Source organism: Roseinatronobacter bogoriensis DSM 18756 (assembly GCF_004366635.1).
Taxonomy (GTDB): Bacteria; Pseudomonadota; Alphaproteobacteria; order Rhodobacterales; family Rhodobacteraceae; genus Roseinatronobacter; species Roseinatronobacter bogoriensis.
On the sequence record NZ_SORN01000002.1, the window covers coordinates 345,591 to 372,308 of the forward strand.

The following is a 26,718-nucleotide window of genomic DNA, read 5'->3' on the forward strand; positions in this document are numbered from 1 at the left end:
ATCGGGTCATTCGCGGAAGATTACTCCATCGCTTCCAATTCATCGATGAAGCCTGCAATCATTTCTAGCCCCTTGTCCCAGAAGGCAGGATCAGACGCATCCAGCCCGAAGGGCGCGAGCAGGTCTTTGTGATGCTTGGACCCGCCAGCGGAAAGCAACTCGAAATACTTTTCCTCAAACCCTTCGGGCGCATCTTCATACGCTGCATAAAGTGCGTTCACCAAGCCGTCACCGAAAGCATAGGCATAGACATAAAACGGTGAATGCACGAAATGCGGGATATAGGCCCAGAACGATTCATACCCGTCCATGTAGTCAAACACTGGCCCAAGGCTTTCGGCCTGCACGCTCATCCATAGCGCGTTGATATCTTCCGGCGTCAATTCCCCGCCACGGCGCGCATCGTGCAATTTGCACTCAAAGTCATAAAACGCAATCTGGCGCACAACTGTATTGATCATGTCCTCGACCTTGTCAGCAAGCAAGACCTTGCGTTCGGCCTGTGACTTTGCATTGGCCAGCATCCGCCGAAAGGTCAGCATCTCGCCAAAGACGGACGCGGTTTCCGCCAGTGTCAGGGGTGTAGAAGACAGTAATTCCCCCTGCCCGGCCGCAAGCCGCTGGTGCACACCATGCCCCAGTTCATGCGCCAGCGTCATCACATCGCGCGGTTTGCCCAGATAGTTGAGCATCACATAGGGGTGCGCTTCGGTCACTGTGGGGTGCGCAAATGCGCCCGGTGCCTTGCCGGGTTTGACCGCAGCATCAATCCAGCCTTGGGTAAAGAACGGCTCTGTCAGTTCGGCCAGCTTGGGCGAAAAGCCTGTATAGGCTTCCATCACTGTGGCGCGGGCTTCATCCCAACTGATCTTGCGCGGCGCTTCCATTGGCAAAGGGGCGTTGCGGTCCCAGATTTCCAATGTCTCCAGCCCCAGCCATTTGGCTTTTAGCGCGTAGTAACGGTGGCTCAGGCGCGGATAGGCGGCCACGACAGAATTGCGCAGGGCCTCGACCACCTCGGGTTCTACATGATTGGCCAGATGGCGCGCGGTTTGTGGCGTGGGCATCTTGCGCCAGCGGTCTTCGATTTCCTTTTCCTTGGCAAGCGTGTTGTGCACGCGGGCAAAGAGCTTGATGTTCTTGCCAAACACCTCGGCCAGCGCGCGGGCCCCCGCTTCGCGGCGCGCTCGGTCGGCATCTGTCAACAGGTTCAGCGTGGCTTCCAGACCCAGCGGTTCTTCTTCGCCAGCAACCTCGAATTCCAGCCCGGCCATTGTTTCGTCGAACAGGCGGTTCCATGCGGCGGCCCCGACTGTCGACTGGTCATGCAGGAATTTCTCCAGCTCATCCGATAGCTGATAGGGCCGCATGGCACGCATACGTTCAAACACAGTGCGGTAGCGCGCAAGATCGGCATTCGCGGCCAGCAACGCCTCGAATGTTGCATCGTCAATACGGTTCATTTCCAGCGAAAAGAACACCAGCGGAGTGGTCGCAACGGTCACCCTGTCCTGTGCATCAGACAGAAATTTAGCGCGCTCGGGATCAATCGAGTTCTGGTAATAGCGCAATCCTGCATAGGACATCAGGCGTCCGGCGATGATGTCGATCTTCTCATAACGGCGCACGCAGTCCAGCATTCCTGCGGCATCAAGTTGCGCAAGCTTGCCTTCATAGGTTCTCGCAAAATCTGCGCATTCCGTTTCAAGAAAATCAAAATCGCGCGCCAGTTCGGGCGCATCGGGCGCGGTATATAGCGCGCTCAGATCCCAGTCGGGCAAGTCGCCAAATTCAGTTGTCGTGCAGCTTTGCTGATCGAGGGCCATAAGTCTTCTCCGCTAAGGTTACGCAGAACACTTAGGTCGCATCCTGTCCGCCCGCAACCGCTTCAGCCCAACTCCTTGAAGGGCCAGGGCTTGGCGTCGCTGGAAATCGACAGATAACGTGCGGCCTTGGCCACCCAATCACCCACCAGACACCCGAATTCGGCAAGGCGTTCATTCGGGTTACGGTTGTCGATCAGAACAATGATGAACTGGATACAGGCGATCAGGAACAGGATGGATTGCGCAATCGACACCATCGCCGCTAGGATCAGCATATAGACAAGCCGCTTCCAAAGCTCTTCTTCAGGGCGGAATGTCGCGTCGGACTGGTTCATATCACTTTCAGACATCGCTACCTCCATCAGGAAAATCACGGCGTGCTGATCTGCCCCCCACCGACCGCCGCCGCGACCCCTGTTGTCGACGGGCAGGAGGTAGGAAGGCCGCGCGCCACGCGCATGGCCAGATAAGCGAAAGCTTGCGCCTCGATCATGTCGCCGTCAAGGCCAACCGACTCAACAGGCAGAACAGGACAAGGCAGATGGGCAGCGATCCGCGCCATCAGATCGCTGTTATGTCGCCCCCCGCCACAAACCAGCACCCGCGCGGGCATTTCGGGCATATGGTCAAACCCGGCCCCCACGGCTGCGGCACAGCATTCGCTTAGCGTTGCCAGCGCATCTGCATCTGACAGATGCGCCACGCGCGCCAGCATATCCGCAAAGCCGCGATCAAGCGATTTTGGGGGCATTCGGAAGAAGAAAGGCTCTTGCAAAAAGGCGTCGACAATGGCGTGGTCCACCATACCGCTGGCCGCAAGCGCGCCACCTTCATCGAGGGCGCGCCCCAGCCGTATGTTGCATAGGTCATCCATTGGCGCATTGGCGGGGCCTGTGTCAAAAGCCAGCAAGGCGCCCTGCTCTTCTGGTTTTGCCTTGCGCGGGTCCACCCAGGTGACATTGCCAACCCCGCCAAGGTTCAGAAAGACCAGCGGCGCCTCGGCCTTGATATGTTGCGCAAGGGCGAAATGATAGAACGGGGCTAGTGGCGCGCCCTGCCCGCCAAGCTTCACGTCGGATGTGCGAAAATCCCACACCACCGGATAGCCAGCGACCAGTGCAAGTACGGCGCCCGACCCGGCCTGATGCGTGCCGCGTCCGCGGGGGTCATGCGCCAGAGTCTGGCCATGAAAACCAGCAAGTTCAATACCGTCGAAGCGGGCCATAATTTCGGCATGGGCAGTCTCGATGATCTCGGACACCTCCTCGAGTTCGGGCACATCGGGCCAACAGCCCATCACGGTGCGCAACAGGCCACGCTCTTCTTCGGTATAGGGCCGAAAAGAGGTTGGACCAAAAGCGCGGATCACCTCTCCATCTGTTTCCAGAACCGCCGCATCGACCCCGTCAAACGAAGTGCCCGACATCAGCCCCAGCACGCGCTTGAATTCACTTTTCAACATGGGCTTTCCCTTGACACCTTGCGACGATATAGAACGCGCATTCTGCCAGCCGGGACAAGCGAAAATGACCTACACGCCAAAATCAGATTTCATCCTCACGATGCAGGAGCGTGGCTTTCTGGCCGATTGCACCGACCTGCAGGGCCTGGACGAGGCACTGATCAAGGGCGTTGTCCCTGCCTATATTGGTTATGACGCCACTGCAAAATCGCTGCATGTAGGGCATTTGCTGAATATCATGGTGCTGCGCTGGTTCCAGAAAACGGGCCACAAACCGATCACATTGATGGGCGGCGGCACGACCAAGGTGGGCGACCCGTCTTTCCGGTCCGAAGAGCGCCCGCTGCTGGACGCGGCAGCGATTGATAGCAATATCAACGGAATGCAGCAGGTTTTCGCAAAATACCTGACCTATGGTGACGGCCCGGCCGATGCGATCATGCTGAATAATGCCGAATGGCTGGACGGGCTGAACTACCTGGATTTCCTGCGCGATGTGGGGCGGCATTTCTCGGTCAACCGGATGCTGAGCTTTGAGTCGGTCAAGTCGCGGCTGGACCGTGAACAGTCGCTCAGTTTTCTTGAATTCAACTACATGATCCTGCAAGCCTATGATTTTGTAGAGATTTACCGCCGCCACGGCTGCCTGTTGCAGATGGGCGGGTCGGACCAGTGGGGCAATATTGTCAACGGGATCGACCTTGCCCGCCGCATCGCTGATGCCGAGATTTTCGGACTGACAACGCCGCTTCTGACCACTTCGGACGGGCGGAAAATGGGCAAATCGCAAGGTGGGGCGATCTGGCTCAATGCCGATATGCTCTCGCCCTATGAATTCTGGCAGTTCTGGCGCAACACCACAGATGCCGATGTCGGGCGTTTTCTGAAGCTATACACCGAACTGCCGGTGGCAGAATGCGACCGCCTTGGCGCGCTGCAAGGCTCCGAGATCAACGCGGCAAAAATCATTCTGGCCAATGAAGTCACCACACTGTGCCACGGGCCAGAGGCTGCCCAGACAGCCGAGGCGACCGCGCGCGATGTGTTTGAGAAGGGGGGTTTGGGTGAGGATTTGCCGACACTAACCCTCGATCACGATGAGTTGGCCGAAGGGCTTTCGGTTGCGCAACTCTTCGTGCGCGCGGGTCTGGCGAAATCGGGCAAGGATGCCAAGCGCCTGATCGCCGAAGGGGGCGCAAAACTCAATGATCAGCCGGTCACAGATGCGGGACACATGATTGGCATGCAGGACCTGAAGGAACCGCTGAAACTGACAGCAGGGAAGAAACGCCATGCATTGGTGACGCGCGGCTGAGCAAGCGTTTGAAAAACGGGCATATTTGCGACAGTTTTACCAACCCCACGATCACGTGACTTGTCATTCTGCGCCTTGGCGGGAATATGTTTAACATATTCATATAATTCGGAGTGTGAGAGCATGACCAAATTCAACCATTCACGACGCGCGATCCTGTCAACCGGCGCTATGGCACTGGGCGTCGTTGCGATGCCTTCGATCCTGCGCGCGACAGAGCTGCCAGAATACGAAGACGAGAATAATGTCAGGACCGCGCGCCGCAATGTGATGGGCTTTCGCAATCATGACTGGCGCGATCATTTCTCGAATCTGCGCCGGGGTGCGATTCTGTGTGATACGCATTCGCGCGCTGTGCATTTCTGGTCCGAAGATGAAAGCACTTATCTGGCCTACCCGACCTCTGTGCCAATGACTGAAGATTTTACCCGCCGCGGCATGACTGAGGTGACCCTGAAGCGCTACCAGCCAACGTGGATTCCGACACCGAACATGCGCAAGCGCGACCCGTCGCTGCCTGAGCGCGTTGAGGGGGGCGACCCCAAGAACCCGATGGGCACACGCGCGATGAACCTGAGCTGGCAGTATTACCGTGTGCATGGAATCGACGATCCCGCTAAGGTTGGGCGGCGCGCTTCGAATGGCTGTTTCGGGCTGATCAACGCCCATGTCGAAGAGCTTTATGAACTGGTCGAAGTCGGCACCCAGGTCCGTGTAATCTGACCAGTTTTGAACATTCCCGGCCTCGTGTTCGACCATCGAGGCTTGTCACCATCACGCAACACCGAGGCCGTTCCCACGGCCTCGTGACTTGATTAATTTTTTTGGGCGAACACATATAGACAAAAATCCAATGATTCGGAGAATTTGGATATGTCTGATTCGAAACTGACCCGGCGCGCAATCGTCACGACAGGTGTTGCAGCCCTCGGTTTACTCGCATTTCCTGCAGTTCTGCGCGCTCAAACTCTGCCTGATTATGAACCCGAAAACAACGCGAACACTGCGCGTAGGAACGTTATGGGGTTCCGCAACCATCACTGGCGCGATCACTTCTCGAATCTGCGCCGTGGCGCGATCCTGTGCGACACCTACTCGCGCGCGTTGCACTACTGGTCCGAAGATGAAAGCATCTATCTGGCCTATCCTTGTTCGGTGCCGATGACAGAGGAATTCACCCGTCGCGGCATGACTGAAGTCACATTGAAGCGATTTGAACCGACATGGATTCCAACACCCAACATGCGCAGGCGTGACCCGTCACTGCCCGAACGCGTTGAAGGGGGGGATCCGTCCAACCCGCTTGGAACCCGCGCGCTGAACCTGAGTTGGCAATATTACCGCATTCACGGCATTGATAACCCTGCGAAAGTCGGGCGGCGGGCCTCGAACGGGTGCTTCGGTATGCTGAACCAGCACGCAGAACGGATTTATGATCTGGCGGTCATTGGCACACAGGTTCGGGTGATCTAGGGGACCATAGCGCCCTTGATTAACTCTCTGAGTTGTCCAGCGACGGCCCCGGCACCCTGCCAGCACCCGAAACAAAAGCCCCGGAGTTTTACCGGGGCTTTTTTGTATGATCATTTGCGAGAGCGGATAAGCCCCACAATTTCGCGGGTGTTTTGCAAAATCGGCTCTGCGATTGCGTTCGCTCTCTCTGCGCCCTGCCCCAGAATCCGGTCAATCTCTGCGACATCCTGCATCAGGCGGCCCATCTCGGCGCTGATTGGCGATAGTTTTGCGACTGCCAGTTCGGCCAATGCGGGTTTGAACACGCCAAAACCCTGCCCGCCATATTGGCCAAGAACCTCGGCCGGGGTGACATCTGCAAGGGCGGCGTAGATATTGACCAGATTGCGCGCCTCTGCGCGCCCCTCCAGCCCTTCGACGGTTTCTGGCAAGGGTTCCGGGTCAGTCCGCGCCTTGCGGATCTTGGATGCAATCGCATCTGCATTATCGGTCAGATTGATGCGCGACTGGTCCGACGGGTCGGATTTCGACATTTTCTTTGTGCCATCGCGCAAGGACATGACACGGGTCGCGGCCCCTTCGATCACAGGTTCCACGATGGGGAAGAAATCCACGCCGAAATCATGGTTGAATTTGATGGCGATGTCGCGTGTCAGTTCCAGATGCTGTTTTTGATCCTCGCCCACGGGTACATGAGTCGCATGATAGGCCAGAATGTCAGCGGCCATCAGGTTGGGATAGGCGAACAGCCCAACGCTGGCTTCTTCAGCATGTTTGCCCGCCTTGTCCTTGAACTGGGTCATGCGCCGCAACCAGCCCATGCGTGCAACACAGTTGAAAATCCAGGCCAATTCCGCATGAGCGGGCACCTGGCTTTGGTTGAACAGAATCGAGCGCGCAGGGTCGATGCCAGAGGCGATGAAACCCGCCGCAAGTTCGCGCGTGGCGTGGCGCAGATTGGCAGGGTCCTGCCAGACCGTGATCGCATGCAGGTCAACGATGCAATAGACCGTTTCGATCCCTTCATCCTGCGCGACAGCAAAGCGCTTGAGCGCGCCAAGATAATTTCCCAGCGTCAACCCGCCCGAGGGTTGGATTCCTGAAAAGATACGCTGCGCAAAAGCCTTGCTTGGGGCGTCGGACATGTGAAAACTCCTGACTGGCAAACTTGCCTGCGCTGCATTAGCCTTGGGCGCATTCAACGTCAACCAAAGCTCCGCACAGATGACACTCGACACAAGCACCAGATCGCCCCTAAACCCCTTGCCTGTCACGGTCTGGGCGGTGGTGCTGGCCATCGCAGGGGTCGAGCTGGTCTTGTGGGCGGGCGCGCATGGGTTGGTGAACTGGGCAGGAAGTGCAGGGTGGCGTGCGCAGGCCCTTGTGGCGATTGGTATCACCCCCGACCTGCAAGGCTGGATGCTGGACACACGGCAGGCACCACCGGAACATTTGCTGCGCTATCTGGGCTTCGGCTTTGTGCATCTTGGCCCGCTGCAAGCCGCGCTGGTCGTGGTGATCACAGCCGCGCTTGGCAAATATTGCGCCGAGCGTCTGGGGTCATGGCGGGTGCTTTTGCTGTTGGCTTTGTCGCAAGCGATGGGGGGCTTTGCCTTTGGGCTGGTTGCACAGCCGGGAACATGGCTGATCGGGGGCTATCCGCTGATTTTTGCGTTGGCGGGGTGCTATGCGGCGCTGGTCTGGGCCAGCGGGGATGATGGCGGGGCACGGATCAAAGCGCTTGCGCTTGTGGGCGTGTTGCTGTCTGGCCGGTTGGCTTTGGCCGCGTTCATGGGGGGCGGTGCAGATTGGGTGGCCGATCTTGTCGCCTGCGCTGCAGGCTATGCGCTGGGCCACTTCCTGCGCCCCGGTCTTGTTGCGCGCTTAAGACGGGTTTGACCGACGCGCCCGAGAGAGCGAGGCCCGCATTTCGCCAAAGCTGAAGGCCCCGATAACCTGCGCCACTGCAAAATATACCACACTGCCGCCTGCAATTATTGCCAACAGGGCCAGGTAGCGCTTGCCAGATTGCACCAACCAGTCAGCCATCAACATATGCAACCCATAAAGCGCTGCGCCCATTGCCAAGGATGCAACCAGAATTCGCCAAGCCCGTGACTTCATCTGGTCGTCCAGCTGCGCTGCCCGCCCCATCCCGCGAGAGCCGAGCCAAAGCTGCAAGACCATCATCCAGGCCGCAAGCGTGGTGGCCAGAGCCGCAGCAGTGAAGCCCATGACCGGCATCAGCCCTATGGCAATCGCCGCATTCACGAACATCGACACAAGCGCATATTTGAACGGGCGTTTGGTGTCGTGGCGCGCGTAGTAGAGCGGCTGAAGCACCTTGTGCAACACAAAGGCAGGCAGGCCAAGCGCATAGATCGACAGCGCAAGCGCCGTGGATTGCGTGTCCAGCGCCGTCCATGCGCCGCGCCCGAACAGCACCGATACAATCGGCGTTGAAATCACGACCAGCGCCATCGCCGAAGGCAGGGTCAGAAACAGCGAGAATTCCAGCCCGCGGTTGAAACTGTGCTGCCCTGCCCCTTCATCGCCCGCGCGCAGGCGGCGTGACAATTCAGGCAGCAGCACCACACCGACAGCAATGCCCACAACCCCAAGCGGCAACTGATACAGCCGGTCCGCATAGGACAACCAAGAGACCGCGTTCTCCGTGAAACTGGCCACCTGCCGCCCGACAATCAGGTTGATCTGCACCACCCCGCCCGCCAGCACAGCCGGGGCGGCGATGATTGCAAGGCGCTTGAGTTCGGGCGTCAGTCTTGGGCGGCGAAACCGCATCGCAAAGCCCGCACGCCGCACGGCGACCCACAGCATCACAAGCTGCGCAACACCCGCAACCGGCACGGCATAGGACAAGGTCAGGCCCATTGGCCAGCCAGCCCGGTCTGCCAGTATCATGGCGCCGACAAACACCACATTCAGCAAGACCGGTGCCGCCGCTGCCGCGGTGAACCGGCCCACCGCATTCAACATGCCCGAAAGAAGCGCGACCAGCGAGATGAAGAAGATATAGGGGAACGCCACGCGCCCGAACAGCACAGCCATGTCGAAGCGTTCATCGCGCGCAAAGCCCGCCGCCATACCCCACACCAGAAACGGCATTGCAATCACGGCAAGGGTCGAGAAAACCAGAAGCACCGCCGCCATGCCCCAAAAGGCATCGCGCGCGAAACTCTCGGCATCTTCGCCCGCTTCGTGTTTCTTTGCGAAAATCGGCACGAATGCGAAATTGAAGGCCCCTTCGGCAAAGAACCGGCGGAACATGTTGGGCAGAGAGAAGGCCACGAAAAACGCGTCTGTGACTGGCCCCGCCCCCAGATAGGAGGCCATCATCACATCGCGGACAAAACCGAATACCCGGCTGAGTAGCGTCCATAACCCCACTGTCAGGAACCCAGCAACCAGCCGGATGCGTGCCATCAGCTTGCGGCCCGTTGCGCACCCGCCGCAATGGCCGCGCGCAGCTTGCGCTCCAGCGCTTCTTGCTTGGGTCTGGCATGTAGTTTCAAACCGAACATGTCTTTCACATAGAAGGTATCAACGGCCTGGACGCCATAGGTCGCAATCACCGCGCTGGCAATATAGATATTCGCATCCGCCAAAGTGCGCGCAAGATCGAACAGCAAACCCGGCCTGTCGCGGGTATCCACCTCGATAATGGTATAGATTTCAGAGCCTTCGTTGTCGAAGCTGATATTTGTCGGCACCCGGAACGCGCGTTCACGCTTCTTGACCTTGTCGCGGTCGGCCAGCGCTTCACCCGCGACCACTTCGCCAGCAAGTGTCTTTTCGATCATCTTGCGCAAACGCGGCAGGCGGGCCGCGTCATACGGGTGCCCCTCGGCATCCTGTATCCAGAACACGGCTGTCGCAAAACCATCCTTGGTTGTATAGGTGCGCGCATCGACGATATTTGCACCGACCAAAGCCAGCGCGCCCGCGAATCTTGCGAATATTCCGGGATGGTCTGACAAGACAAAGCAAATGCGGGTCGCGTCACGGTCAGGGTCCGGGTGCAGATCAACGCGGATTTCATCCGCTGCGATCCCTTGCAGCATCCGCGCGAAAACCTGTTGCGTATCGGTCGGCAAACCCTGCCAATAGGGGGGGTAATGACGCGCGATCTCGGTGCGCAGATCCGCGCGCGGCCAGCCCTCAAGGGCCTCTCTCAAGGCGCGCTTGGCTTCATCCGTGCGGTTTTCGCGGTTCAGCGCTTCCAGACCGTTTTCAAGCGCATTCGCAGTTTCGCGGTAGAGCGTGCGCAGCAGTTGCGCTTTCCAGTTGTTCCATGTGCCCGGCCCCACACCGCGTATGTCGCAGACTGTCAGCACCGTCAGCAAATCGAGCCGCTCGCGGGTTTTGACCAGCTTGGCGAAATCTCGCACGGTGCGCGGGTCCGAAATGTCGCGCTTCTGGGCAGTATCGGCCATCAGAAGGTGATAACGCACCAACCATTCGACAGTTTCGCATTCAGCCTTTTTCAGGCCAAGACGCGGGGCGACGCGGCGCGCGATCTGTGCCCCCAGAACCGAGTGATCCTCTGGCCGGCCCTTGCCGATGTCATGCAACAGCAGCGCGACATATAGCACACGCCTGTTCACACCCTGTTCCAATATGCGCGAAACGACGGGAAGTTCTTCTTCCAATTCCTTTCGCTCGATCTGCGAAAGATGGCTGATGCATTGGATTGTGTGTTCATCCACCGTGTAATGGTGATAGACATTGAACTGCATCATTGCCACGATCGGCTCGAATTCCGGGATAAAGGCCCCCAGAACGCCCAGTTCATTCATGCGGCGCAAGGCACGTTCCGGGTTGGCATGTTTTAGCATCATGCGCAGAAATATCTTTTGAGCTTCGGCGCTTACCCGCACATCCTCATCTATCAGATGAAGATTTGCTGCAATCAAGCGCATTGCGTTGGGATGAAGCAGGAATCCGGTGACAAGCCCTTCTTCAAAAAGCCGCAGCATATTCAGCGGGTCCGCAACAAACGCTTCGGGGTCTTCGATATCCAGCCTGTTCTGTACAACCTTAAGACCGTGGCGCATCGTTTTGCGTTTATTCAGAAAATGCCGCAAAATAGGTTCGCGTTTTACATGGCGCGCTTCAAGTTCGGTCAGGAAAATGCGGGTCAGGTCACCAACATGGGTGGCATGGCGGAAATAATCTTGCATGAAATGCTCGACTCCGCGCCGCCCACCGTGATCGCTATACCCCATGCGTTCAGCCACACCGACTTGCAGATCAAAGGTCAACTGCTCGACCGGGCGTCCGGCCAGATGGTGCAGGTGGCAGCGCACGGCCCAGAGAAATGTCTCTGCGGCGCGGAATGTCTCATACTCCTCGGCTCGGAAGAAGCCCAGCCCCACCAGTTCCTCGGCCTGATCGACCTCGTGAATATATTTGGCAATCCAGTAGAGTGTCTGAAGGTCGCGCAGCCCGCCTTTGCCTTCCTTGACATTCGGCTCCAGCATATAGCGCTGGTTCCCGATCTTGCTGTGACGCTCGGCCCGTTCGGCCAGTTTCGCCTCGACAAAATCGGCATGGGTCTTGGCGAAAAGCTCGCTCCACAAGCGCGCGCGCAGGGTTTGGGCAAGCTCTGCATTTCCGCAAAGAAACCGCTGCTCCAGCAAGGCTGTGCGGATGGTCACATCCTCGCGGCCCAGTCGCAGGCATTCGTTTATCGTCCGGCTGGCATGGCCCACTTTCAGGCGCATATCCCACAGAATATAAAGCGACGATTCGATTACCTTCTCGACCCAGCCGGTCACTTTCCACGGCACCAGAAACAACAGATCAATGTCCGAATGCGGTGCCATTTCGGCGCGCCCATAGCCCCCGACAGCCAGCACCGCGATCCGCTCCCCCTCAGATGGGTTCGGATTGGGGTGAAGGTGCGATTGCACAAGCTGCAAGACCAAGGTCACGAATGCATCGGTCATCCAGCTATTGGCCGAAACGAAAGAGCGCGCGTCTCGCGGGTGTTTTGCGAACATCGCTTCAAGACGCTCTGCCCCCAGCTTCATAGCGGCCTTTAATTCGGTCACGATGATGCCGCGCTGGACCTTGCCGTCATTGCTTTCTGCCGCATCAAGTGCCTGAAATATCCGCGCGCGCAAGGCGTCCAGATCAAGCAAATCCTCTTGCGGAAACAAGGCAGGCGCGTTTTCCCTCAGCCGGGGCTGCGGTTTCGCGTGATGGGGACCAACGGTTGCCTGTGGCGTTCTCAGGACCCACCCCCTGCGAAACTGCGCGGCGCAGGGCTCAGCACATTCACACGCTGGTCGCGGATTTCGGCAATGGCCAGACCGCGTTCGTTGCTGCCATCTGCACGCAGGCGGAACACCCCCGTCACGCCCGCAAAACCGGACCCTTGGGTGAGGGAGGCCGCAGAAAATGGCGCGCTGCCCCCACGGCTGGCAAGTGCACCGACGGCGGCAATCCCGTCATAGGCCAGCGCGGCAACGGCGTTTGGGGTTGCGCCATATGCGGCCCTGTAGCGCGATTCGAATTGTGCCGTCAGGGTCGGATCAGGCAAGGCAAACCAGCCGCCCTGCAAACCACTCAGCTGCAAGGTCGCGGGCGGAATGTCCCAACGCGTCAGACCCATATACTGAAAACTGCTGGGCGATATGCCGTTCTCCGGCAGCAATTCGGCAAGCAGGGGCAAGGCACCGGCAGAATTTGCTGTCAAGAAAATGCTTTGCGCCCCAGACGAGCGCGCGGTTGAGGAGATGCGTGGCAGCGCATCAACAATGCCCTGCTGCGAAAAAGCGTAGGATTCCGAAGCGACAATGCTGGCGCCCGTACGCTGCGCGGCGCGCTGCATGGCGCGTTCAGCGACTTCACCGGCCTGGCTTTGCTCTGACAGGATCATGACACGGCCCCTGCCCTGCGACGCTGCATAGGTCAGGATGCGCGTGGCTGTCGGCTCGAACATTGGCCCAAGCAAGAACACATTGCCGCCCGCCACATCGGGGTTGTTGGAAAAGCTCAGGACATTAATACCAGCCTGCGCGGCCACAGGACCAACAGCGCGGGCTGAATCTGCAAACAGCGGACCAACAATAATCTGCGCCCCATCATTGATGGCACGCGCCGCCAGCGTGGCCGCCTGGCTGGCAGAGCCGCCGGTTTGATAGATCCGCAGGTCAATCTCGACCCCCTGAAGATCAGCAACCGCAAGGCGTGCTGCGTTTTCAAGGTTGCGTGCAAGTGTGTTGCGTTCCTCATCTGCGCCGCCGCCCGGCACCATCAGCGCCACAGCGACAGGCCGCGACCGATCCGCCCCTGGTCCCCCACCTATCGGCCCGATTGCGGGCACGTCGCAGGCAGCAACCGCCATTGTGGCCGCCGCGCTCAACAAAAGCGACCGCCGTGACAAGCCGTTGCTACCACCGGTTCGGGACAGATTACGCATCTCACCTCCACTAAATCTTGAATGACCTGTTCTGAGGTTGCACATTAAGCAAGGGCAGGCTTGAAGTAAACGCTCTGCATGAACACTGCTGCCATGCTGGCACATACAGGAAGTTAATCGCCGATGCCCGAAGACAAGGACGACACAAACCCACTGGATATGGATGTGCGGCCCGGCACAAGATTTGCACCCGGCCTGTATCTGATTGCGACGCCGATTGGCGCGGCGCGGGACATAACCCTGCGCGCGCTGGACCTGTTGAGGGGTTGTGACATCTTGGTGGCCGAAGATACACGCAGCTTGCGCAGATTGATGGAAATACACGCAATCGCGCTGGATGGGCGCCGCGTGCTGGCCTATCACGACCATAACGGCAGCCAGATGCGCCCGCGTTTGATTGAGGCGGTGCAGCAGGGAAAATCGGTGCTGTATGCATCCGAGGCGGGAACCCCTTTGGTCGCCGATCCCGGTTTTCAATTGGCCCGCAGCATGATTGCCGAAGGTCTGCCCGTGATCGCAGCCCCAGGCCCTTCTGCAATGCTGGCCGCGCTGACCGTCGCGGGACTGCCAAGCGACCGTTTCTGCTTTATGGGGTTTGCGCCAGCACAGGCGGGCGCAAGGCGCAAGTTTCTGCAAGAAGCCGCAGCCATTCCGGCAACGCTGATCTTTTACGAGTCGCCCAAGCGGATTCACAAATTCTTAGACGAATTATGCGAGATATTAGGCGCGGAACGGATGGCGGCATTGTGCCGCGAATTGACAAAAAGGCATGAGGAAATCTTGCGTATGCCGCTTGATGACATGGTCCAGGCCCTTGCCGACAGGACATTGCGCGGTGAAATCGTGGTCGTGGTCGATCGTGGCGAAAAGCAGGTGGCCGATGCACAAACGCTGGAGGATGCCCTTGCAACAGCACTTGGCGAAATGCGGCTGAAAGAAGCGGTCGCCCATGTTGCGGCCACTCTCGACCTGCCACGGCGGCAAGTATATCAGGCCGCGCTGGCGCTTGAGAAAGACAGGCCGGATTGAGGCAGGCGCGCAATTATCAGGCAGGACTGGCGGCCGAAGCGTCGGTTCTGCGCTGGTATCTTGCCGCCGGGTACCACCTGCTCGCACAGCGCTATAGGGGAACACAGGGCGAGATAGACCTGATCTTACAACGCGGGGATGAGGTGATCTTTGTCGAGGTCAAGAAAAGTCGTTCCTTCGACGCTGCGGCCTTGCGGCTGGGACCGGCGCAAATTGCACGGATCATGCAGACCGCGGGCGAGTTTCTGGGAACGCAGCCGCGCGGCCAGTTGACGCCCACGCGCTTCGATGTGGCCCTTGTTAATTCAATCGGAGACGTATCGATTCTGGAAAATGTGCTGACCGCCTGAGGCACCGCCCCATTGCAACCCCTCTCAGCATCCGGCATCTAGAAGTTTAACGGGCTGCTTTTGGCCCAGTGTAAAAGACAAGAGGATCACATGGTGCTGCGCGTCGCCTTTCAGATGGACCCGATTGAAGCTGTTGATATCGATGCCGACAGCAGTTTCCGCATCGCGCTAGAAGCGCAAGCGCGTGGACACGAACTGTTTGTCTATACGCCGGACAAGCTGGTTTTCCGCGAAGGGCGCGTGATGGCGCTTGCCCGCCCGGTGACGCTGCAAAAGGTCAAGGGTGCGCATGTCACATTCGGCCCTGAAGACATGATTGATCTGGCCGGGATTGACGTTGTCTGGCTGCGGCAGGACCCGCCTTTCGACATGGGCTATATCACCTCTACGCATTTGCTGGACATGGTCCACCCTGCAACCTTGGTAGTGAATGACCCATTCTGGGTGCGCAATTACCCCGAAAAACTGCTGGTCCTGCAATTCCCGGACCTGACCCCACCCACAATGATTGCGCGTGATCTTGCCACGATTCGCGATTTCAAGGCCGAGCATGGCGATGTGATCCTCAAGCCGCTTTATGGCAATGGCGGCGCTGGCGTGTTCCGGCTGGACCCGAATGACCGCAACCTTGCCTCGCTGCATGAGTTGTTCACCGGGATCAATCGAGAACCTTTGATCGTACAGAAATACCTGCCCGCCGTCAGCAAGGGCGACAAGCGCATCATTCTGGTCGATGGCAAGCCTATCGGGGCCATCAATCGTGTCCCCGCCGCAGGAGAGACGCGCTCGAACATGCATGTGGGTGGGCGGCCAGAGCCTGTGACGCTGACCGCACGCGATCAGGATATCTGTGCCGCAATCGGCCCGCTGTTGCGCGAAAAAGGCCAGATTTTCGTGGGTATCGACGTGATTGGCGACTACCTGACCGAGATCAACCTGACCTCGCCCACAGGCTTGCAGGAATTGGAGCGCTTTGACGGGGTGAATGGCGCAGAATTGATCTGGCAGGCAATCGAGTCGCGCCGCACGTCATGAGTTGGCAGCTCAAGGTCATGCGCGTTGTCCTGCGCCATGCTGTGCGCCGGTCGCTGGGACGACAGCCTGACAGCATTGCCGCGCGCAAATGGTTCGAGCGTGGCGCCTGGCTGAACGCGCGGGGGCGGCCCTATCTGGGCTTTACGCCTGACACGCTGGCTTGTGATGGGCACGAGGTGGAGATGCTATGGACCGCCCTGCCCGCAACCGGTGAGTCGTTCTTGCTGTATTTCCACGGCGGCGGCTATGTGATGGGCAATCCGCGCACCCATGCGGCACTTGCGACATACCTGACCCGCAAGACCGGTTTGCAGACCTGCCTGCCCGATTACCGGCTTGCACCAGAACACCCCTTCCCGGCCGCCTTTGACGATGCGCTTTGCGTTTGGCAAGGCTTGCTGGACCGCGGCATCAAGGCCGAGAACATCATTCTGGGCGGCGATTCGGCAGGCGGTGGGCTGGCGCTGGCGCTTTTGGGGCATTTATGCGCCACGGATCAGCCGCGCCCCGCCTGTGTGTTTTCGTTTTCACCCTTCACGGACCTGTCGCTTTCGGGCGCGTCGATTGAGTCGAATGCAAAAAGTGAATTGCTGCTGCCTGCCCAACGCCTTGAACAGTTGCGCGACCGCGTTCTGGCCGGAGCAGACCCGCGCGACCCGCGCATCTCGCCGCTTTTCGCGCGCTTCAGGGGCGCGCCGCCCGTGTTGATACAGGTCGCGCGCAGCGAAATACTGCGCGACGATTCCCGGCGCATGGCAGAGGCTCTTAAGCGCGCTGGCGTCGAAGTAACCTTGCAGGAATGGGGCAACCTGCCCCATGTCTGGCAATTTTTTCACGGCTGGTTGCCCGAAGCACGCAAAGCCCTGACAGATGCTGCGGATTTCATCCGCTTACAGCATCGGCCATCCCCATCAGACGGTAGCTGATCGCTTCGGCCATATGTGGCGCACGAACTCCCTCCACACCATCGAGATCAGCTATCGTGCGGGCCACACGAAGCAAGCGGTGATAACCGCGCGCAGTCAGGCCGAAACGGTCCGCCGCGCGTGTCAGCAACGCGCGCCCTTCGGCATCGGGCGTGGCAATTTCTTCCAGTAGCGCGCCTTCCGCATCTGCATTGACCCGCAAACCCTCATAGCCAGCAAACCGCGCCCCCTGCACGCTTCGGGCCGTTGCCACCCGCGCAGCGACTACGGCTGAACTGTCGCCCGATGCAGGCAAGTCCAACTCGTTGAACGCCACAGGCGGCACATCGACCCTGAGATCGAAGCGGTCCATCAGCGGGCCGGAAATACGCCCCATGTAATCCTCACCGCAGGCGGGTGCACGGGCACAGGCGCGGGCGGGTTCGGACAGGTAACCGCATTTGCACGGATTGGCCGCAGCAATCAGCAAGAACCGGCAAGGGTAGCGGATATGCGCATTGGCGCGGGCCACGACCACCTCGCCTGTCTCGATGGGCTGGCGCAAGGTTTCCAAAACCATTCGCGGGAATTCCGGCAGTTCATCCAGAAACAGAACCCCATTATGTGCCAACGATATCTCGCCCGGCTTCGCGCCTTTGCCGCCCCCCACAATCGCCGCAACCGAGGCTGTGTGATGGGGTTCGCGGAAAGGGCGCGCACGGGATATGCCGCCCTGTTCCAGCAGGCCAGAGATGGAATGCACCATAGATGTTTCCAATGCCTCGGCCGGGCTGAGATCGGGCAGGATGCCGGGCATGCGCGCCGCCAGCATGGACTTGCCTGATCCGGGCGTGCCGACCATCAGCATGTGGTGCCGCCCTGCCGCCGCGATTTCGAGCGCGCGCTTGGCGCGTTCCTGCCCTTTGACATCGAACAGATCGCGCGCGGCGATGTCGCGGACAACCTCGCCCGGTTTGGCAGGCGAAAGCGGGGCCTGCCCGGTATAATGGCAGATCACCTGCGCCAGTGTCGCAGGGGCGAAGACCCGCGTATCTGCGACCCACGCCGCCTCTGGTCCACAAGGCGCAGGGCAGAATAACGTGTGCCCGCCTTCTGCCGCTGTCATTGCGGCCGGCAAAGCACCCGTCACCGCGACCAATGCCCCATCCAACGACAATTCGCCCAAAGCGACTGTATCCGATACTTCTTCCGCCGGGATGATTTCGAGCGCGGCCAGTAGCGACATTGCGATGGGCAGGTCGAAATGTGACCCCTCTTTCGGCATATCGGCAGGCGACAGGTTGATCGTGATCCGCTTGGATGGCAAGGCCACTGAAAGCGCGGCAAGTGCTGCCCGCACGCGCTCTTTGGCTTCTGACACGGCCTTGTCTGGTAACCCGACAATCTGGAACGATGGCAAACCGGGCGACAAGGCGCATTGCACCTCGACAAGGCGCGCCTCAATCCCGACGAATGCTACAGTCAAGGCCCGAGCGACCATGTTCACTTCCACTAATCCCGCCAACATGGTTAACGCGGCAACCCTTTAAAAAGGGTTAATTCAGGCAAAAGCGGAAAATTTGAAATAAATAGGCGCGCCAAGTGAACCAAATGACATTTTTCTGCGTAGACAGGTAAACTTAAGCGCGCAGGGGGAAAAGATGGCACTGGATTTTTCCGACGACCGCAGAATGTCACGTAAGGCCATGAAGGCGGAGTTGCTGGATGCCGAGACAGAATTGCAACTGGCACGCGCCTGGCGCGACAACCGCGATGAACAGGCGCTGCACCGGCTGATAACCGCGTATATGCGGCTGGCGATTTCCATGGCGGGTAAATTCCGGCGCTACGGTGCCCCCATGAATGACCTGATACAAGAAGCGGGTCTAGGCTTGATGAAAGCAGCCGAGAAGTTCGACCCTGAACGCGGGGTCAGGTTTTCCACCTACGCTGTGTGGTGGATCAGAGCCAGCATTCAGGATTATGTGATGCGCAACTGGTCGATGGTGCGTACCGGCTCCACCTCCAGCCAGAAGACGTTGTTTTTCAATCTGCGTCGGGTTCAGGCCAAGTTCGAGCGTGAAGCCATGGCGCGGGGTGAGCAACTGGACCCACATCAGTTGCGGGAAATGATCTCTCGTGAAGTGGGCGTACCCTTGCATGATGTCGAGATGATGGAGGGGCGACTTTCCGGTTCTGATTTCTCGCTGAATGCGATGCAATCGTCTGATGAAGACGGGCGCGAATGGATTGACGCGCTGGAAGACGAGTCCCCGCAGGCCGGAGCAGAAGTCGAGCTGGCGCATGACACCGCGCAATTGCGCGATTGGCTTGTTGCCGCCATGAACGGGTTAAGCGAGCGCGAGCGCTATATCGTGCGCGAGCGCAAGCTGCGCGAAGAGCCGCGCACATTGGAGTCGCTGGGCGAGGAGCTTGGACTGTCTAAGGAACGTATCCGTCAGGTTGAGGCAGCCGCGTTTCAGAAAATGCGCAAAAGTCTTGAAACCCAGTCAAAGGAAGTGTTTCACTTTCTGACATGAGATACTTCTTAGCTTGTGCAATTGTGGCGACCTCTCCGGCCTTTGCCGAATTGATAGAACCGGACGAAGTTGCGACCTTGCCATCGGCAGATGTCATTTTCCTTGGTGAAGTTCATGACAATCCCGCGCACCATGAGGTGCAAGCCCGTGCGATAGAGGCCATAGCGCCTGCGGCCCTCGTATTTGAGATGCTCACAGATGCACAGGCAGATGCGATGCCCGCTCAACTCTTGCCCGAAGCAGAGTTGAACGAGGTCTTGGGCTGGGATGGGACTGGTTGGCCGGATTTTGCGTTATACTACCCTTTGTTTGAAGCAGCCCCAACGGCACAGGTGTTCGGCGCGGCCCTGCCCCGCGAAGCGGCCCGTGCAGCCATGGGACAGGACGCCGATCAGGTATTTGCTGGCGATGCCGCCCGCTTTGGCCTGCTGGCCCCCTTGCCCGAAGACCAGCAAGCCGCGCGCGAAGACTTACAGGCCAAGGCACATTGCGATGCCCTGCCCGAAGAGATGCTGCCGGGAATGGTGGCGATTCAGCGCCTGCGCGACGCCATGTTGGCCGAAGCTGCGCTGCGCGCATTCGAGCAGACGGGCGGTCCGGTTGTCGTCATCACCGGAACGGGCCATGCCCGCACCGATTGGGGCGCGCCTTATTTGCTGGAACAGGCGGCACCGGAGGTCACGCGGCTCTCAATTGGTCAATTCGAGATTGCTCCCGAAGACGCCCCGCCATTTGACTACTGGATCGTGAGTGACCCGCACCCCCGGCCTGACCCTTGCGAAATGTTCCAATAACCGCGGCGGGGCTTTCGTTTCTTCAAGCAAGGGCGTAAGTCTTGGGCGGTGTTCATCATTCAGAAGGCGGTGCCATGCTGGCGGGAAAACGTGTCACGCTGATTATTGGCGGGGGAATTGCGGCGTATAAATGTCTGGACCTTATCCGCCAGTTACGCCGCGCGGGTGCCGAAGTGATCCCTGTGCTGACACGTGCAGGCACTGAATTCGTGACCCCGCTATCTGTGGCGGCCCTTGCAGGACGGCAAGTATATCAGGACCTGTTTGACCTGAAGGACGAGGCCGAGATGGAGCATATCCAGTTGTCGCGTGCCTCTGACTTGCTGGTTGTGGCGCCCGCGACCGCCGATATGATGGCAAAAATGGCGGGCGGTCACGCCAATGATCTTGCAACAACCTTGCTCTTGGCAACCGACAAGCCGGTTTTGATTGCGCCTGCGATGAACCTGCGCATGTGGTCACATGCGGCCACACAGCGCAATCTGGCCCAATTGCGCGCCGATGGGGTGGCCGTTATCGGCCCGAATGAGGGCGACATGGCTTGCGGCGAATTCGGGCCGGGCCGCATGTCCGAACCGGAAGAGATATTGACCGCGATTGCTGGCCTGTTGCGCGCTGGTCCCTTGTCAGGCAAGCGCGTGCTGGTCACGTCTGGCCCGACGCATGAGCCGATTGATCCGGTGCGCTACATTGCCAACCGGTCCTCCGGGGCGCAGGGCACCGCGCTGGCAGTCGCGTTGCGCGATCTGGGCGCCGAGGTTGTTTTTGTCACCGGGCCAGCCAGCGTCGCGCCACCAGACCGGGTGGAATTGCACAAAGTTGAAACGGCGCAGCAGATGCTTGAAGCGGTGCAGACAGCGCTGCCGGTTGATGCCGCCGTATTTGCGGCAGCCGTGGCCGATTGGCGGGTTGAAGGCAGCCACGCGCAGAAGATCAAGAAAACCGCACATGGTATTCCGGAAATGAAGTTTTCAGAGAACCCCGACATTCTTGCGACCATTTGTGCACATCCCACGCGCCCTGCGCTGGTGGTCGGGTTTGCGGCGGAAACACAGGATGTCATTGCACATGCGCGTGACAAGCGCCTGCGCAAAGGGTGCGACTGGATCGTTGCGAATGACGTGTCGCCAGCCACCGGCATTATGGGCGGCAGCAACAACACTGTGCATCTGATCACTGAAACCGGGGTCGAAGACTGGCCACCGCTTCCAAAAGCCGAAGTCGCGCGCCGTCTGGCCGCGCGCATGGCAAAGGCGCTGGCATGAGTGTGACTGTCAACTTCCTGCGCCTGCCCGAGAGTGATCCGGCAGTGCCCTTGCCCAGCTATGCAACGCCCGGCGCGGCAGGGGCCGATATTCGGGCCAATCTGCCGCCAGAGTTACGTGCCTCTGGCATGGTTTTGGCGCCTATGGCGCGTGCCATTGTCCCAACCGGATTAGCCTGCGAAATACCAACCGGCTTTGAGATGCAAATCCGCGCGCGATCTGGTCTGGCGTTGCGGCACGGCATCACATTGCCCAATGCCCCGGCAACAATCGACAGCGACTATCGCGGCCCGATTGGGGTGATACTGGCCAATCTTGGGGCAGATCCGTTTTTGGTAGAGCATGGCGCACGGATTGCGCAGATCATCTTAGCACCAGTGGTACAAGCCGGATTTCAGGAGGTCACAACCCTTGACGAGACAACGCGCGGTGCCGGTGGATACGGCTCTACAGGGGTGAAGTAATGGGGTTTGTGCTGTTCCTGATGGCCGCGCTCTGGGGGCTTGGCTGGGTTATGAAGACACCTGCGCGCGCGCGTCTGGTCATGATTGGGCTGGTGTATCTGGCGGTAGTGCTGGCGCATCTGGTCTTGCCGGAAACTGCCGAATTGCGGCGTGCAACAGGGGGCGATGTGCGGCCCTGGTTGGTGCTGGGCGGGGTTGCGGCACTGGTGTTTGGCTACATGCGCGTTGTGGGCCGGTTACGAAAACGCCACCAAAGCGCGACCGAGGCCACCGCGCCAGATCAGCCATCACCAGCCTTTCGAGAGGCAGAATTAAACCGTTATGCCCGTCATATCGTTCTGCGCGAGATCGGGGGGGCGGGACAGAAAAAGCTCAAGGCCGCCAAGGTGCTGGTTATTGGTGCGGGCGGCTTGGGCTCTCCCGCGCTGCTATATCTGGCAGCGGCGGGTGTGGGCACCATTGGCGTGATTGATGATGATCTGGTCGATGGTTCCAACCTGCAACGCCAGATCATTCACCGCGATGAGATGATCAACACGCCCAAGGTCTTTTCGGCACAAGCCGCCATGACGGGCCTGAACCCGTTCATCACCGTCCGGCCCTACCATCGCCGCCTGACGGAAGAGATCGCGGATGACCTGTTTTCCGAATATGATCTTATTCTGGACGGGACCGATAATTTCGATACGCGCTATCTGGTCAATCGCGCGGCTGTCGCGGCGGGCAAACCGCTGATTTCCGCCGCGATTACCCAGTGGGAGGGCCAGATCAGCCTGTATCACCCTGCCAGCGGAGCGCCATGTTTCGAATGCCTATTTCCAAACCGTCCCGCAGCGGGTCTTGCCCCCTCCTGCGCCGAAGCAGGCGTTATAGCGCCCTTGCCGGGGGTTTTAGGGGCGATGATGGCCGTGGAAGCGATCAAGGAAATTACCGGCGCGGGCACCGGGTTGCGCGGGCGGATGCTGATACATGATGCGCTTTATGCAGAAACGCGCCCCGTGAGGATCACGCGGCGCGCTGATTGTGCATGCTGCAACTCTGTCCAGACGACGCCCGACCTTGCCCTGAGCAAGTGATCGGTCTGCTGCAAATCAGGCAGGTTCGATCCGGTAGCTTTCGATGACAGTATTCGACAAAAGCTTTTCGCACATGCTGCGCGCCTGATCGACAGCCTTGTCGGCATTTTCCTCGGCCAGATCGAGTTCGATCATCTTGCCCTGGCGTACCCCGTTCACGCCTTCGAACCCCAGCGCAGACAATGCGTGACGGATCGCTTCGCCCTGTGGGTCAAGCACTCCGGGTTTCAAGGTTATAAAGACACGCAGTTTCATGGGGACGCCTTTCAATTCATCAACTTTGGTTTGCTAATCGGAGTCGGTGACTTGGGCATAACCCCCAAACGCCGCGCAACTTCGGAATAAGCATCGGTCAGGCTGCCAAGGTCGCGGCGGAACACATCCTTGTCCAGCTTCTGGCCGGTTTTCATATCCCACAAGCGACAGCTATCCGGGCTGATCTCATCGGCAACGATAAGACGCTGCATCTCTCCGTCGAACTGGCGGCCAATCTCGATCTTGAAATCCACAAGTTTGATCCCGACCGCCATCATGACGCCTGACATGAAATCATTCACGCGCACAGCCAGCCCGACCATATCATCAAGATCCTGATGGCTGGCCCAGTTGAAGGCAAGAATCTGATCCTCGGTAACCAGTGGATCGCCGAGCGCGTCATCCTTGAAATAAAATTCGATAATCGGGCGCGGCAGTTGCGTGCCCTCTTCAATGCCAAGCCGCTTGGACATGGACCCTGCGGCGACATTGCGCACCACCACTTCCAGCGGAATGATCTCGACCGCGCGGATAAGCTGTTCGCGCATGTTGATCCGCTTGATGAAATGCGTCGGAACGCCAATCTGGCCCAAGCCTGTCATGAAAAATTCTGACAAGAGGTTATTCAACACACCCTTGCCTTCGATCACATCGCGCTTTTCGGCATTGAACGCGGTCGCGTCATCCTTGAAATACTGGACCATTGTCCCCGGCTCCGGGCCTTCATACAGGATCTTGGCCTTGCCTTCATAAATCTTGTTGCGGCGTGCCATAAAGCTCTCCGGTTCTGTTTGGGGGTGGCGCATAGCTGTGGCTGCCCTATAGCCCAGCCGTGTCAACACCGCAAGGCAGCGTGTTTAGGTGCACGGGTCCGGTTTTCGCCTTGCAGCGCGGCGCTGCAAAGGCCATATTTCAATAAATCTTTTGACGAGGACGAGGCACGATATGAGCACCTTCAGCGAGCGTGAACGCGCATTCGAGAATAAATATGCCCATGATCAGGAAATGATGTTCAAGGCAATTGCACGGCGCAACAAGAAACTTGGTCTTTGGGCTGCGGGTCTACTGGGCAAGACCGGGCAGGCCGCCGAAGATTACGCAATAGAAGTGATCCGTGCCGATTTCGAAGAGGCGGGCCATGAAGATGTGGTGCGCAAAGTCTCGGCTGATCTTGCAGGCCACGCGGATGATGCGACCATCCGCGCCAAGATGGCCGATTTCCTGTCCGAGGCGAAGGCAGAGCTATCGGAAGGCTAAATCAGGCACCAGTTCCGCAGTCAGTAGCGAATGGGCCAGCTTTTGCGTGTCCATGAAAATCTGTCATTATCCTTATGCGGAATATGAAATTGCGTCATGCGACCCACTATGACAAGACGCAGCCAAATCTGCGCAGACCGCAGGTCTTGCGCCACGTGACCGTGAAAGGCATGACATGAGCGATGCACTCTCTGACCTGCTGGGAAAGCGCGATTGGCTTCTGGCCGATGGCGCGACTGGCACAAACCTGTTCAATATGGGGCTTGCGTCGGGCGATGCGCCTGAATTGTGGAACGCCGATGAACAGGACAAGATCCGCACACTGTATCGCAACGCGGTCGAAGCAGGCTCTGACCTGTTTCTGACCAACACATTCGGCGGCAATGCCAGCCGCCTGAAACTGCATGACGCGCAGGGCCGCGTGCGCGAGTTGAACCGGCTGGGCGCAGAACTCGGGCGCGAGATTGCGGATAAAGCAGGTCGCACCGTCATCGTGGCGGGGTCGGTCGGGCCGACAGGCGATATCATGGCACCTATGGGGTCGCTGACACATGAACTGGCTGTCGAAATGTTCCATGAACAGGCCGAAGGGCTGAAAGAAGGCGGGGCAGATGTGCTTTGGGTCGAGACGATCTCGGCCCCCGAAGAATACAAGGCCGCCGCCGAGGCTGCGGCGCTGGCGGGGATGCCGTGGTGCGGGACCATGAGCTTTGACACCGCAGGCCGCACGATGATGGGCGTCACCTCTGCCGCGATGTCGCAAATGGTGCATAAGCTGAAGCACAAGCCGCTGGCATTTGGGGCCAATTGTGGTGTGGGGGCGTCTGATTTGCTGCGCACAGTGCTGGGCTTTGTCGAGGCGGGGAGCGAATTGCCGATCATTGCCAAGGGCAATGCTGGCATTCCGAAATACCATGACGGGCATATTCATTATGATGGCACGCCTGCTTTGATGGCCGATTATGCCGTGCTTGCCCGCGATTGCGGCGCACGCATCATCGGCGGGTGCTGCGGCACGATGCCCGAACACCTGCGCGCCATGCGCCAAGCGCTGGAAACACGCGCACCCGGCCCGCGCCCCACGCTAGAGGCGATCACGCAGGCGCTGGGGGGCTTCTCTTCTGCCGTGGACGGCACAGAAGAAGGCAGCGACACAGACAACCGCCGCGCACGCACCAGCGGTCGCCGTCGGCGCAGTGACGCGTGATGTGACCGGTATTTTACGCAAAATCTGTTGCGACAGGTCGTCTGAATGCAGGGCCATGTCGCAATTGGGACAGTGCCTTGCGGCAATCTGTCCGAAATCGGATGAAGTCCATAGTGTAACCGCCGCAGCCGGCATGCCTTGAAAGGTAGCTTTCATGTCTGAAGAAGACGATATCATCCTTGCTGATCTTTCTGACGACGAACTTGTCGAACAGATGATGGATGACCTTTATGATGGTCTGAAAGAAGAGATCGAAGAAGGTGTCAACATCCTGCTTGAACGCGGCTGGACGCCGTATGACATTCTGACCAAGGCGCTGGTGGCAGGCATGACCATCGTCGGCCATGATTTCCGCGACGGCATTCTGTTTGTGCCCGAAGTGTTGCTGGCAGCCAATGCGATGAAAGCGGGGATGTTCATTCTCAAACCCTTGCTGGTAGAAACCGGCGCGCCACGCATGGGCAAGATGGTCATCGGCACGGTCAAGGGCGATATCCATGACATCGGCAAGAACCTTGTTGCCATGATGATGGAAGGTGCGGGTTTCGAGGTCGTCGATCTGGGGATCAACAACTCGGTCGAAAGCTATATGGAAGCGCTGGAAAAGGAACAACCCGACATTCTGGGCATGTCCGCGCTTCTGACCACGACAATGCCCTATATGAAGGTGGTGATCGACACGCTGATCGCAGAGAAAAAGCGCGACGATTACATCGTGCTGGTGGGCGGTGCGCCCCTGAACGAAGAATTCGGCCGCGCGATCGGGGCAGATGCCTATTGCCGCGATGCCGCTGTTGCCGTGGAGACAGCCAAGGATTTCGTTGCGCGCAAACATAACCAGATGGCGGCGGGCTGACAGCACGCCTAGTGTTCGCCACCTGACGAAAGGTTCCCGCATCCGATCCGATGCTTTCACGAGAGGCGGCTATGCGGGACTTTACGGACATAGCGATGCCCGGCGGCCTTCGGCCTTGATTCCGCGCCGGTTAAAGACCGCAACGTCCCGCCAAGCAGTTAT

The 26,718-nt window shown here is 58.9% G+C and carries 26 protein-coding genes; 16 read left to right on the forward strand and 10 right to left on the reverse strand.

Annotated features, from left to right (window positions below; genetic code table 11):
* Nucleotides 1-20 precede the first annotated feature (20 nt).
* The 3 genes from EV660_RS06375 to EV660_RS06385 form a co-directional block, all read right to left on the reverse strand.
* The gene (locus tag EV660_RS06375; protein WP_071480885.1) at nt 21-1,826 is read right to left on the reverse strand and encodes a M3 family oligoendopeptidase; all 1,806 of its coding nucleotides are present in this window, start codon (nt 1,824-1,826) and stop codon (nt 21-23) included.
* 62 nt (nt 1,827-1,888) lie between these two features.
* On the reverse strand, nt 1,889-2,176 hold the full coding sequence (locus tag EV660_RS06380; RefSeq protein ID WP_071482144.1) for a DUF4389 domain-containing protein: 288 nt from the start codon (nt 2,174-2,176) through the stop codon (nt 1,889-1,891).
* 20 nt (nt 2,177-2,196) lie between these two features.
* Nucleotides 2,197-3,288: an anhydro-N-acetylmuramic acid kinase gene (locus EV660_RS06385; protein ID WP_071480886.1), complete on the reverse strand. Its 1,092-nt coding sequence runs from the start codon at nt 3,286-3,288 to the stop codon at nt 2,197-2,199.
* A gap of 64 nt (nt 3,289-3,352) precedes the next feature.
* On the opposite strand from EV660_RS06385, the gene tyrS reads away from it, so the two are divergent.
* The 3 genes from tyrS to EV660_RS06400 all read left to right on the forward strand — a co-directional run bounded on the left by tyrS (nt 3,353) and on the right by EV660_RS06400 (nt 6,076).
* Nucleotides 3,353-4,603, forward strand: coding sequence for a tyrosine--tRNA ligase (gene tyrS / locus EV660_RS06390; protein ID WP_071482145.1), 1,251 nt, complete (start codon nt 3,353-3,355; stop codon nt 4,601-4,603).
* 123 nt (nt 4,604-4,726) lie between these two features.
* The gene (locus EV660_RS06395; RefSeq protein WP_071480887.1) at nt 4,727-5,326 is read left to right on the forward strand and encodes a L,D-transpeptidase; all 600 of its coding nucleotides are present in this window, start codon (nt 4,727-4,729) and stop codon (nt 5,324-5,326) included.
* 150 nt (nt 5,327-5,476) lie between these two features.
* Nucleotides 5,477-6,076, forward strand: a complete 600-nt coding sequence (locus EV660_RS06400) for a L,D-transpeptidase (RefSeq protein WP_071480888.1) — start codon at nt 5,477-5,479, stop codon at nt 6,074-6,076.
* A 110-nt stretch (nt 6,077-6,186) separates the two neighbouring features.
* Here EV660_RS06400 and trpS read toward each other — a convergent pair whose 3' ends face one another.
* Nucleotides 6,187-7,221: a tryptophan--tRNA ligase gene (gene trpS / locus EV660_RS06405; protein ID WP_071482146.1), complete on the reverse strand. Its 1,035-nt coding sequence runs from the start codon at nt 7,219-7,221 to the stop codon at nt 6,187-6,189.
* A 79-nt stretch (nt 7,222-7,300) separates the two neighbouring features.
* Here trpS and EV660_RS06410 point away from each other — a divergent pair, with 79 nt between their 5' ends.
* Nucleotides 7,301-7,975 carry a rhomboid family intramembrane serine protease gene (locus EV660_RS06410; protein WP_134013897.1) on the forward strand — a complete coding sequence of 225 codons (675 nt, stop codon included), beginning with the start codon at nt 7,301-7,303 and terminating at the stop codon, nt 7,973-7,975.
* Here the strand turns inward: EV660_RS06410 and murJ are convergent.
* From murJ to EV660_RS06425, 3 genes are all read right to left on the reverse strand, one after another.
* The gene (murJ, locus tag EV660_RS06415) at nt 7,961-9,520 is read right to left on the reverse strand and encodes a murein biosynthesis integral membrane protein MurJ (RefSeq protein ID WP_071480890.1); all 1,560 of its coding nucleotides are present in this window, start codon (nt 9,518-9,520) and stop codon (nt 7,961-7,963) included. The genes EV660_RS06410 and murJ overlap by 15 nt on opposite strands.
* Nucleotides 9,520-12,240 carry a [protein-PII] uridylyltransferase gene (locus EV660_RS06420; RefSeq protein ID WP_232727277.1) on the reverse strand — a complete coding sequence of 907 codons (2,721 nt, stop codon included), beginning with the start codon at nt 12,238-12,240 and terminating at the stop codon, nt 9,520-9,522. Before EV660_RS06420 ends, murJ begins: the two co-directional genes overlap by 1 nt.
* 89 nt (nt 12,241-12,329) lie before the next feature.
* Complete coding sequence (locus tag EV660_RS06425; protein ID WP_071480892.1) at nt 12,330-13,523, reverse strand: penicillin-binding protein activator; 1,194 nt, start codon at nt 13,521-13,523, stop codon at nt 12,330-12,332.
* 159 nt (nt 13,524-13,682) lie between these two features.
* Between EV660_RS06425 and rsmI the strand changes: the two genes are divergently transcribed.
* The 4 genes from rsmI (at nt 13,683) to EV660_RS06445 (ending at nt 16,863) form a co-directional block, all read left to right on the forward strand.
* Nucleotides 13,683-14,552, forward strand: a complete 870-nt coding sequence (rsmI, locus tag EV660_RS06430) for a 16S rRNA (cytidine(1402)-2'-O)-methyltransferase (protein WP_071482147.1) — start codon at nt 13,683-13,685, stop codon at nt 14,550-14,552.
* The gene (locus EV660_RS06435; RefSeq protein ID WP_071480893.1) at nt 14,549-14,902 is read left to right on the forward strand and encodes a YraN family protein; all 354 of its coding nucleotides are present in this window, start codon (nt 14,549-14,551) and stop codon (nt 14,900-14,902) included. The genes rsmI and EV660_RS06435 overlap by 4 nt, the downstream gene beginning before the upstream one ends.
* A 90-nt stretch (nt 14,903-14,992) precedes the next feature.
* Nucleotides 14,993-15,937 (forward strand): glutathione synthase, encoded by a 945-nt coding sequence (gene gshB, locus EV660_RS06440; protein ID WP_071480894.1) that lies wholly within the window; start codon nt 14,993-14,995, stop codon nt 15,935-15,937.
* Entirely contained in the window at nt 15,934-16,863 is a 930-nt protein-coding gene (locus EV660_RS06445; RefSeq protein WP_071480895.1) for an alpha/beta hydrolase, read from the forward strand. Before gshB ends, EV660_RS06445 begins: the two co-directional genes overlap by 4 nt.
* Here EV660_RS06445 and EV660_RS06450 read toward each other — a convergent pair.
* A complete protein-coding gene (locus EV660_RS06450; RefSeq protein WP_071482148.1) occupies nt 16,820-18,343 on the reverse strand; it encodes a YifB family Mg chelatase-like AAA ATPase in 1,524 nt (507 codons plus the stop codon). The two genes, EV660_RS06445 and EV660_RS06450, sit on opposite strands and share 44 nt — an antisense overlap.
* A gap of 160 nt (nt 18,344-18,503) precedes the next feature.
* Between EV660_RS06450 and EV660_RS06455 the strand changes: the two genes are divergently transcribed.
* From EV660_RS06455 to EV660_RS06475, 5 genes are all read left to right on the forward strand, one after another.
* The gene (locus EV660_RS06455; RefSeq protein WP_071480896.1) at nt 18,504-19,382 is read left to right on the forward strand and encodes an RNA polymerase factor sigma-32; all 879 of its coding nucleotides are present in this window, start codon (nt 18,504-18,506) and stop codon (nt 19,380-19,382) included.
* Entirely contained in the window at nt 19,379-20,176 is a 798-nt protein-coding gene (locus EV660_RS06460) for a ChaN family lipoprotein (RefSeq protein ID WP_071480897.1), read from the forward strand. The genes EV660_RS06455 and EV660_RS06460 overlap by 4 nt, the downstream gene beginning before the upstream one ends.
* A gap of 74 nt (nt 20,177-20,250) precedes the next feature.
* The gene (gene coaBC / locus EV660_RS06465; protein WP_071482149.1) at nt 20,251-21,441 is read left to right on the forward strand and encodes a bifunctional phosphopantothenoylcysteine decarboxylase/phosphopantothenate--cysteine ligase CoaBC; all 1,191 of its coding nucleotides are present in this window, start codon (nt 20,251-20,253) and stop codon (nt 21,439-21,441) included.
* Nucleotides 21,438-21,905: a dUTP diphosphatase gene (gene dut, locus EV660_RS06470; protein ID WP_071480898.1), complete on the forward strand. Its 468-nt coding sequence runs from the start codon at nt 21,438-21,440 to the stop codon at nt 21,903-21,905. The genes coaBC and dut overlap by 4 nt, the downstream gene beginning before the upstream one ends.
* Nucleotides 21,905-22,981, forward strand: a complete 1,077-nt coding sequence (locus EV660_RS06475; RefSeq protein WP_071480899.1) for a HesA/MoeB/ThiF family protein — start codon at nt 21,905-21,907, stop codon at nt 22,979-22,981. The genes dut and EV660_RS06475 overlap by 1 nt, the downstream gene beginning before the upstream one ends.
* Before the next feature lie 15 nt (nt 22,982-22,996).
* Here the strand turns inward: EV660_RS06475 and purS are convergent, their stop codons facing one another.
* Together purS and purC are read right to left on the reverse strand one after the other, a co-directional pair.
* Nucleotides 22,997-23,236 carry a phosphoribosylformylglycinamidine synthase subunit PurS gene (gene purS, locus EV660_RS06480; protein ID WP_071480900.1) on the reverse strand — a complete coding sequence of 80 codons (240 nt, stop codon included), beginning with the start codon at nt 23,234-23,236 and terminating at the stop codon, nt 22,997-22,999.
* 11 nt (nt 23,237-23,247) lie between these two features.
* Nucleotides 23,248-24,009 carry a phosphoribosylaminoimidazolesuccinocarboxamide synthase gene (gene purC, locus EV660_RS06485; RefSeq protein ID WP_071480901.1) on the reverse strand — a complete coding sequence of 254 codons (762 nt, stop codon included), beginning with the start codon at nt 24,007-24,009 and terminating at the stop codon, nt 23,248-23,250.
* Nucleotides 24,010-24,181: 172 nt separating this feature from the next.
* On the opposite strand from purC, the gene EV660_RS06490 reads away from it, so the two are divergent.
* The 3 genes from EV660_RS06490 to EV660_RS06500 all read left to right on the forward strand — a co-directional run bounded on the left by EV660_RS06490 (nt 24,182) and on the right by EV660_RS06500 (nt 26,556).
* Entirely contained in the window at nt 24,182-24,493 is a 312-nt protein-coding gene (locus tag EV660_RS06490) for a DUF1476 domain-containing protein (RefSeq protein WP_071480902.1), read from the forward strand.
* Between the two features lie 175 nt (nt 24,494-24,668).
* Complete coding sequence (bmt, locus tag EV660_RS06495) at nt 24,669-25,700, forward strand: betaine--homocysteine S-methyltransferase (protein WP_071480903.1); 1,032 nt, start codon at nt 24,669-24,671, stop codon at nt 25,698-25,700.
* A 154-nt stretch (nt 25,701-25,854) separates the two neighbouring features.
* Nucleotides 25,855-26,556 carry a corrinoid protein gene (locus EV660_RS06500; RefSeq protein WP_071480904.1) on the forward strand — a complete coding sequence of 234 codons (702 nt, stop codon included), beginning with the start codon at nt 25,855-25,857 and terminating at the stop codon, nt 26,554-26,556.
* The last annotated feature ends 162 nt before the right edge of the window (nt 26,557-26,718 follow it).

Excerpts from the sequence above, each read along its gene's own strand:
- EV660_RS06375 (WP_071480885.1), bottom strand. The coding sequence starts at position 1,826 with ATGGCCCTCGATCAGCAAAGCTGCACGACAACTGAATTTGGCGACTTG.
- EV660_RS06380 (WP_071482144.1), bottom strand. The coding sequence starts at position 2,176 with ATGTCTGAAAGTGATATGAACCAGTCCGACGCGACATTCCGCCCTGAA.
- EV660_RS06385 (WP_071480886.1), bottom strand. The coding sequence starts at position 3,288 with ATGTTGAAAAGTGAATTCAAGCGCGTGCTGGGGCTGATGTCGGGCACT.
- tyrS (WP_071482145.1), top strand. The coding sequence starts at position 3,353 with ATGACCTACACGCCAAAATCAGATTTCATCCTCACGATGCAGGAGCGT.
- EV660_RS06395 (WP_071480887.1), top strand. The coding sequence starts at position 4,727 with ATGACCAAATTCAACCATTCACGACGCGCGATCCTGTCAACCGGCGCT.
- EV660_RS06400 (WP_071480888.1), top strand. The coding sequence starts at position 5,477 with ATGTCTGATTCGAAACTGACCCGGCGCGCAATCGTCACGACAGGTGTT.
- trpS (WP_071482146.1), bottom strand. The coding sequence starts at position 7,221 with ATGTCCGACGCCCCAAGCAAGGCTTTTGCGCAGCGTATCTTTTCAGGA.
- EV660_RS06410 (WP_134013897.1), top strand. The coding sequence starts at position 7,301 with ATGACACTCGACACAAGCACCAGATCGCCCCTAAACCCCTTGCCTGTC.
- murJ (WP_071480890.1), bottom strand. The coding sequence starts at position 9,520 with ATGGCACGCATCCGGCTGGTTGCTGGGTTCCTGACAGTGGGGTTATGG.
- EV660_RS06425 (WP_071480892.1), bottom strand. The coding sequence starts at position 13,523 with ATGCGTAATCTGTCCCGAACCGGTGGTAGCAACGGCTTGTCACGGCGG.
- rsmI (WP_071482147.1), top strand. The coding sequence starts at position 13,683 with ATGGATGTGCGGCCCGGCACAAGATTTGCACCCGGCCTGTATCTGATT.
- gshB (WP_071480894.1), top strand. The coding sequence starts at position 14,993 with ATGGTGCTGCGCGTCGCCTTTCAGATGGACCCGATTGAAGCTGTTGAT.
- EV660_RS06445 (WP_071480895.1), top strand. The coding sequence starts at position 15,934 with ATGAGTTGGCAGCTCAAGGTCATGCGCGTTGTCCTGCGCCATGCTGTG.
- EV660_RS06450 (WP_071482148.1), bottom strand. The coding sequence starts at position 18,343 with ATGGTCGCTCGGGCCTTGACTGTAGCATTCGTCGGGATTGAGGCGCGC.
- EV660_RS06455 (WP_071480896.1), top strand. The coding sequence starts at position 18,504 with ATGGCACTGGATTTTTCCGACGACCGCAGAATGTCACGTAAGGCCATG.
- EV660_RS06460 (WP_071480897.1), top strand. The coding sequence starts at position 19,379 with ATGAGATACTTCTTAGCTTGTGCAATTGTGGCGACCTCTCCGGCCTTT.
- coaBC (WP_071482149.1), top strand. The coding sequence starts at position 20,251 with ATGCTGGCGGGAAAACGTGTCACGCTGATTATTGGCGGGGGAATTGCG.
- dut (WP_071480898.1), top strand. The coding sequence starts at position 21,438 with ATGAGTGTGACTGTCAACTTCCTGCGCCTGCCCGAGAGTGATCCGGCA.
- EV660_RS06475 (WP_071480899.1), top strand. The coding sequence starts at position 21,905 with ATGGGGTTTGTGCTGTTCCTGATGGCCGCGCTCTGGGGGCTTGGCTGG.
- purS (WP_071480900.1), bottom strand. The coding sequence starts at position 23,236 with ATGAAACTGCGTGTCTTTATAACCTTGAAACCCGGAGTGCTTGACCCA.
- purC (WP_071480901.1), bottom strand. The coding sequence starts at position 24,009 with ATGGCACGCCGCAACAAGATTTATGAAGGCAAGGCCAAGATCCTGTAT.
- EV660_RS06490 (WP_071480902.1), top strand. The coding sequence starts at position 24,182 with ATGAGCACCTTCAGCGAGCGTGAACGCGCATTCGAGAATAAATATGCC.
- bmt (WP_071480903.1), top strand. The coding sequence starts at position 24,669 with ATGAGCGATGCACTCTCTGACCTGCTGGGAAAGCGCGATTGGCTTCTG.
- EV660_RS06500 (WP_071480904.1), top strand. The coding sequence starts at position 25,855 with ATGTCTGAAGAAGACGATATCATCCTTGCTGATCTTTCTGACGACGAA.